Below are 6,000 nucleotides of genomic sequence, written 5' to 3'. Positions count from 1 at the left end.
CAATAGACCACCGTGAATTCAAGGAAAGGCCAACACCTCAGAGAACACAGACAAAAAAACACCCGCCGAGCAGGCACAAACCCCAAATCCCCGCCAGTAACTTGCAACTACTTTGCCGTCGTCAACTCCGCCGATCATTCACCTTCACGCAGAAACAGAAACCACCTGCTCCGAACATCGCCAAACCCCAGCCCCGCGGGCAAAAACCGCGCTCTCACCCCTAGTGCAGAGCACGAAATAAACCGCTAATCTCGACCCCGCAAGCCCGCCAAGGGCCGCGCCCAGCGCAGAAAAAAGTGCGCATGAGGCTCGAAAAGGCCCTAAAAAAGCCACGCCGCGCAGCGGCAAAAAAGCACCCCGTGGAGTACCCTTTGGAAAACCCAGCACCACCATCGCCAGCCCCCGAAGATTGGATCGCCCGCAGCCTCCGAGCCGTCTGGCACCCCTGCACGCAGATGAAGCACCACGAACGCCTGCCGCTGGTGCCCGTCGCGCGCGGTCAAGGCGCGTGGCTCTACGATCGCGCCGGTCATCGTTATCTGGATGCCATCAGCTCCTGGTGGGTCAACCTGTTCGGTCACGCCAATCCGCGCATCAACGCGGCACTGAAAGACCAACTCGACACGCTCGAACACGCCATGCTCGCCGGCTGCACGCACGAACCGGCCATCGAACTCGCGGAGCGGCTCAGCGCGCTCACGAACAACACGCTGGGCCACGCATTCTTCGCGTCGGATGGCGCGTCCGCCGTCGAAATCGCCCTGAAGATGAGCTTCCACTCGTGGCGCAATCGCGGTTTCGCCGATAAGCAGGAATTCGTGTGCGTCGCCAACAGCTATCACGGCGAAACCATCGGCGCGCTCGGCGTCACCGATGTCGCGCTCTTCAAGGACGCCTACGATCCGTTGATCCGCCACGCGCACGTCGTGGCATCACCCGACGCGCGCCTCGCGCAAGCCGACGAAACCGCCGCCGATGTCGCACGCCGTGCGCTCGATCACGTTCGCTCGCTGTTCGACGCACGCGCCACGAAAATCGCCGCGCTGATCGTCGAGCCGCTGGTGCAGTGCGCGGCCGGCATGGCCATGCACGACGCGTCGTATATCGCGGGATTGCGCGCCTTGTGCGATCAATACGGCGTGCATCTGATCGCCGATGAAATCGCCGTCGGCTGCGGACGCACCGGCACCTTCTTCGCATGCGAACAGGCCGGCATCTGGCCGGACTCTCTCTGTCTGTCGAAAGGCATCAGCGGCGGCTATCTGCCGCTCTCGATCGTGCTGTCCCGTGATGAAATTTTCGAAGCCTTCTATCACGACGACACCGCGCGCGGTTTCCTGCACTCGCATTCGTACACCGGCAATCCGCTCGCCTGCCGTGCGGCGCTCGCCACGCTCGATCTGTTCGCGAGCGACAACGTGCTCGCCGTCAACGCGCAAAAATCCGCGAAGCTGAAGGCCGCGCTCGCGCCGCTCGCCGAGCACAAGCAAGTCCGCAATTTGCGTCAGTGCGGCACGATCTTGGCGTTCGACGCCGTGATCGACGATGCTCAGCAAGCCAAAACATTCTCGCGCCGCTTCTTCGAAAACGCGTTGCAGCGCGAACTGCTTCTGCGCCCGATTTCGACCACGGTGTATCTGATGCCTCCTTATATCCTCGACGACGAAGAACTCGCGCTGCTCGCCTCGCGCACGCGCGAAACCTTCGAAGCCACGCTCGCGGAGACCCGCTGATGCACCTGCTCGACACGCTCACCGAAGGCCTGAAGGAAATCGACGCGCGCGGCCTGCGCCGTCGCCGCCGCACCGCCGACACACCGTGCGCGGCGCACATGACAGTGGACGGCCGCGAAATCATCGGCTTCGCCAGTAACGACTATCTGGGCCTCGCCGCGCATCCGCAGCTCATCGCGGCGATCGCGGAAGGCGCGCAACGTTATGGCGCGGGTAGCGGCGGCTCGCATCTGCTCGGCGGCCACTCGCGCGCGCATGCGCAACTCGAAGACGATCTCGCGGAATTCGCGGGCGGCTTCGTCGACAACGCGCGCGCGCTCTACTTCAGCACCGGCTACATGGCGAATCTCGCCACCCTCACCGCGCTCGCGGGCCGCGGCACGACGCTCTTCTCCGATGCGCTGAATCACGCGTCGCTGATCGACGGCGCGCGTCTGTCACGCGCCGACGTGCAGATCTACCCGCACTGCGATACAGAAGCGCTGAGCGCGATGCTCGAAGCCTCGGACGCCGACGTCAAGGTGATCGTCTCCGATACCGTCTTCAGCATGGACGGCGATATCGCGCCACTGCCGCGCCTGCTCGAACTCGCGGAGCAACACGGCGCGTGGCTGATCGTCGACGACGCGCACGGTTTCGGCGTGCTCGGCCCGCAAGGCCGCGGCGCGATCGCGCAAGCCGCGCTGCGCTCGCCGAACCTCATTTCGATCGGCACGCTCGGCAAGGCGGCCGGCGTCTCCGGTGCGTTCGTCGCGGCACATGAGACGGTGATCGAGTGGCTCGTGCAGCGCGCGCGCCCGTACATCTTCACCACGGCATCGGTGCCGGCCGCGGCGCACGCGGTGTCGGCGAGCCTGCGCATCATCGGTGGCGAGGAAGGCGACGCGCGGCGCGCGCATCTTCAGCAATTGATCGAACGCACGCGCGCCATGCTGAAGGCGACGCCGTGGCTGCCGGTCGACTCGCATACGGCCGTGCAACCGCTCATCATCGGCGCGAACGAAGCCACGCTCGACATCGCGGCCACGCTCGATCGCGCGGGTCTGTGGGTGCCGGCGATCCGTCCGCCGACCGTGCCCACCGGCACGTCGCGTTTGCGTATTTCGCTATCGGCCGCGCACTCGCAAGCGGACCTCGACCGGCTCGAAGCAGGCTTGCAGCAACTCGGAGCGAAAGCGGCATGAGTGGCTCGAGTCAAAACGCACTGTCCTTATTCGTCACTGGCACCGATACGGAAATCGGCAAGACGTTCGTCTCGTCGGCGTTGTTGCGCGGCTTCGTCCGCGAAGGCCTGCAAGCCGCCGCGATGAAGCCGATCGCCGCCGGCGCATTCGAACTGAACGGCGTGCTGCACAACGAAGACGCGGATCAACTCGATGCCGCGTCGAACGTCCTGCTGCCGCCCGAAATGCGCACGCCCTATCTGCTGAAGGAACCGGCCGCGCCGCATATCGCGGCCGCGCTGGAAAACGTGACATTCGATCTCGACCATATCGTCGACTGTCATGCGCAAGCTCTCAAGCGCGCGGAGATCGTCGTGGTGGAAGGCGTCGGCGGCTTTCGTGTGCCGTTGACGGCCACTCAGGACACCGCCGATCTAGCCGTTGCCTTGAAGCTGCCGGTCGTGCTGGTGGTCGGCATGCGGCTCGGCTGCATCAGCCATGCGTTGCTCACCGCCGAAGCAATCGCCGCGCGCGGGCTCACGCTCGCCGGCTGGGTCGCGAACCGCATCGATCCGGACATGACGTTCCCTGATGAAAACATCGCGTCGATCCGCGAGCATCTCGCCCGCGAATACGACGCGCCGCTGCTCGGCATCGTGCCGCATCTGAGTCCGGCTTCGTCCGAACTCGCAGCGGCGCAACTCGACATCAACCGGCTTTTGCAGACGCTGCGGCACACGCAGCGCTGAAAAACTCACACATCCATCCATGAGGATTGACGACATGACACAACTGAACATCGCTCCCACGGCTGCCGACACGGCAGTGGCAAACAACAATGCCAACGCCGCGGCAACCAAGCAGGTCGCGCGCTGGCGCGTCGCCGACATCGTCGCGTTGTACGAACTGCCGTTCAACGATCTGATGTTCAAGGCACAGCAAACCCATCGCGAGCATTTCGATGCGAACACCGTGCAACTGTCGACGCTGCTGTCGATCAAGACCGGCGGCTGCGAAGAAGATTGCGCGTACTGTCCGCAGTCGGTGCATCACGACACGGGCCTGCAAGCCGATAAGCTGATGCCGGTCGACGAAGTGCTCGCCGCCGCGAAAGTCGCCAAGGAAAACGGCGCGACGCGCTTCTGCATGGGCGCCGCGTGGCGCAATCCGAAAGACCGTCACCTCGAACCGATCAAGGACATGATTCGCGGCGTAAAGGCCATGGGTCTGGAAACCTGCGTGACGCTCGGCATGCTCGAAACGCATCAGGCGCAAGGACTGCGCGAAGCGGGCCTCGACTACTACAACCACAACCTCGATACGTCGCCGGAATTCTACGGGCAGATCATTTCGACGCGCACGTATCAGGATCGCCTCGACACGCTCGAACGCGTGCGCGATGCAGGCATCAACGTGTGCTGCGGCGGGATTGTCGGCCTGGGTGAATCGCGCCGTGAGCGCGCCGGCCTGATCGCGCAACTGGCGAACATGGAGCCGTATCCGGAATCGGTGCCTATCAATAATCTGGTGCAGGTGGAAGGCACGCCGCTGACCGGCACCGAAGCGATCGACCCGTTTGAATTCGTGCGCACGATCGCGGTTGCGCGCATCACCATGCCGCGCGCGATGGTGCGTTTGTCGGCCGGACGCGAGCAGATGGACGAAGCGCTGCAGGCATTGTGCTTCCTCGCTGGCGCGAATTCGATTTTTTACGGCGATCAGTTGCTGACCACCAGCAACCCGCAAGCAGAAGCGGACCGCAAGCTGCTCGAACGTCTTGGCATTCGCGCCGAGGCCGCGCAACAGATGCCACTCGATCAAAGCGGCTGCGAGCATGGCTGCGATAAACACGCTGCGCCGAACTGAGCGTTTGTATCGCGTGAGATAAAGCACGCGCAATAAAAAAGGCTGCCTCGTTTTTGAGGCAGCCTTTTTACTTACTACACGACTAAAGCTTTACTTCTTGTCGACGATAATCTGATCAAACGTCCCGCCATCGGAGAAATGCGTTTGCTGCGCTTTCTGCCAGCTACCGAACATCTCTTCCACCGTGAACGTCTTGATCGGCTTGAACTCCGCCGCATGCTTCGCGAGCACGGTCTTGTCACGCGGACGCAGATGATGCTGCGCGATGATGTCCTGCGCGGCCGGCGACCACAGATAGTCGAGATACGCCTGCGCTTCCTTGCGCGTTCCGCGCTTGTCGACCACCTTGTCGACGATCGACACCGGCGGCGCCGCCAGCAAGCTCACCGACGGATACACCGCCTCGAAATTGCCCCCGCCCACGCCCGTGTCCATCAGCGCCACTTCGTTTTCGAAAGTCACCAGCACGTCGCCGATGCCGCGTTGCGTGAACGTGGTCGTCGCGCCGCGGCCGCCCGTGTCGAGCACCGGCACATTCTTGAAGATCTCTTTTTCGAAATCGAGCGCCTGCGCGTCGGTGCCGCCATGCTGCTTGCGATAACCCCATGCGGCGAGATACGAGTAGCGTCCGTTGCCCGATGTCTTCGGATTCGCGATGATCACCTGCACGCCCGGCTTGGCGAGATCGTCCCAGTCCTTGATGTGCTTCGGATTGCCCTTGCGTACCAGGAACACCATCGTCGTGGTGTACGGCGCGCTGTCGTCCGGCAGACGCGCGCGCCAGTTGGCCGGCACCAGTTGGCCTTTCTCGGCGAGCAGGTCGATGTCGTTCGGTTGGTTCATCGTCACCACGTCGGCCTGCAGGCCTTGCAGCACCGACAGCGCCTGCGCGCTCGACGCGCCGTGCGACTGGCGGATCGACACGTTCTCGCCGCTCTTCTGCTTATACGCCGCGATGAAGCCGGCGTTGATGTCCTTGTACAGCTCGCGCGTCACGTCGTACGACACGTTGAGCAGCGATGTATCCGCGTGCGCCGTCGACATGCCCGCCAGCGCGAGCGTGATTGCCGTCATGCCGGCTGCCAGCCAGCGCGATGTCCCCGTCTTGCCTGCCATCTTGTCCCCGCCTATCGATGATGAAAACCAGTGGCCGCACGAACGTGCAGCGTGAAGCGGGATTCTAACGGATCGCTTACTTGGCCAGCCGTCCGTTCGCGCGTGACTCGATGCGCGAACGC

General features: G+C 63.4%; 5 protein-coding genes. 4 read left to right on the top strand and 1 reads right to left on the bottom strand.

Annotation, left to right across the window (positions count from 1 at the left end):
* Positions 1-371: 371 nt before the first annotated feature.
* The 4 genes from bioA to bioB are packed head-to-tail and all read left to right on the top strand — an operon-like array spanning position 372 to position 4,762.
* Complete coding sequence (gene bioA, locus P0D73_RS29035; RefSeq protein ID WP_408433906.1) at positions 372-1,733, top strand: adenosylmethionine--8-amino-7-oxononanoate transaminase; 1,362 nt, start codon at positions 372-374, stop codon at positions 1,731-1,733.
* The gene (bioF, locus tag P0D73_RS29030) at positions 1,733-2,917 is read left to right on the top strand and encodes an 8-amino-7-oxononanoate synthase (RefSeq protein ID WP_408433903.1); all 1,185 of its coding nucleotides are present in this window, start codon (positions 1,733-1,735) and stop codon (positions 2,915-2,917) included. Before bioA ends, bioF begins: the two co-directional genes overlap by 1 nt.
* Positions 2,914-3,645 carry a dethiobiotin synthase gene (gene bioD / locus P0D73_RS29025; RefSeq protein ID WP_408180459.1) on the top strand — a complete coding sequence of 244 codons (732 nt, stop codon included), beginning with the start codon at positions 2,914-2,916 and terminating at the stop codon, positions 3,643-3,645. Before bioF ends, bioD begins: the two co-directional genes overlap by 4 nt.
* A 34-nt stretch (positions 3,646-3,679) precedes the next feature.
* Positions 3,680-4,762 carry a biotin synthase BioB gene (gene bioB, locus P0D73_RS29020; protein WP_408180458.1) on the top strand — a complete coding sequence of 361 codons (1,083 nt, stop codon included), beginning with the start codon at positions 3,680-3,682 and terminating at the stop codon, positions 4,760-4,762.
* A gap of 90 nt (positions 4,763-4,852) precedes the next feature.
* Here the strand turns inward: bioB and P0D73_RS29015 are convergent, their stop codons facing one another.
* Positions 4,853-5,878: a sulfate ABC transporter substrate-binding protein gene (locus P0D73_RS29015; RefSeq protein ID WP_408180457.1), complete on the bottom strand. Its 1,026-nt coding sequence runs from the start codon at positions 5,876-5,878 to the stop codon at positions 4,853-4,855.
* Positions 5,879-6,000 lie beyond the last annotated feature (122 nt).

The sequence above is a fragment of the Paraburkholderia sp. RL18-101-BIB-B genome (genome assembly GCF_046026985.1).
In the GTDB taxonomy this organism is placed as follows: domain Bacteria; phylum Pseudomonadota; class Gammaproteobacteria; order Burkholderiales; family Burkholderiaceae; genus Paraburkholderia.
The sequence above is the reverse complement of the archived record's forward strand: the minus strand, read 5'-3'. Positions and strand labels throughout refer to the sequence as shown.

Excerpts from the sequence above, each read along its gene's own strand:
- bioF (WP_408433903.1), top strand. The coding sequence starts at position 1,733 with ATGCACCTGCTCGACACGCTCACCGAAGGCCTGAAGGAAATCGACGCG.
- bioD (WP_408180459.1), top strand. The coding sequence starts at position 2,914 with ATGAGTGGCTCGAGTCAAAACGCACTGTCCTTATTCGTCACTGGCACC.
- bioB (WP_408180458.1), top strand. The coding sequence starts at position 3,680 with ATGACACAACTGAACATCGCTCCCACGGCTGCCGACACGGCAGTGGCA.
- P0D73_RS29015 (WP_408180457.1), bottom strand. The coding sequence starts at position 5,878 with ATGGCAGGCAAGACGGGGACATCGCGCTGGCTGGCAGCCGGCATGACG.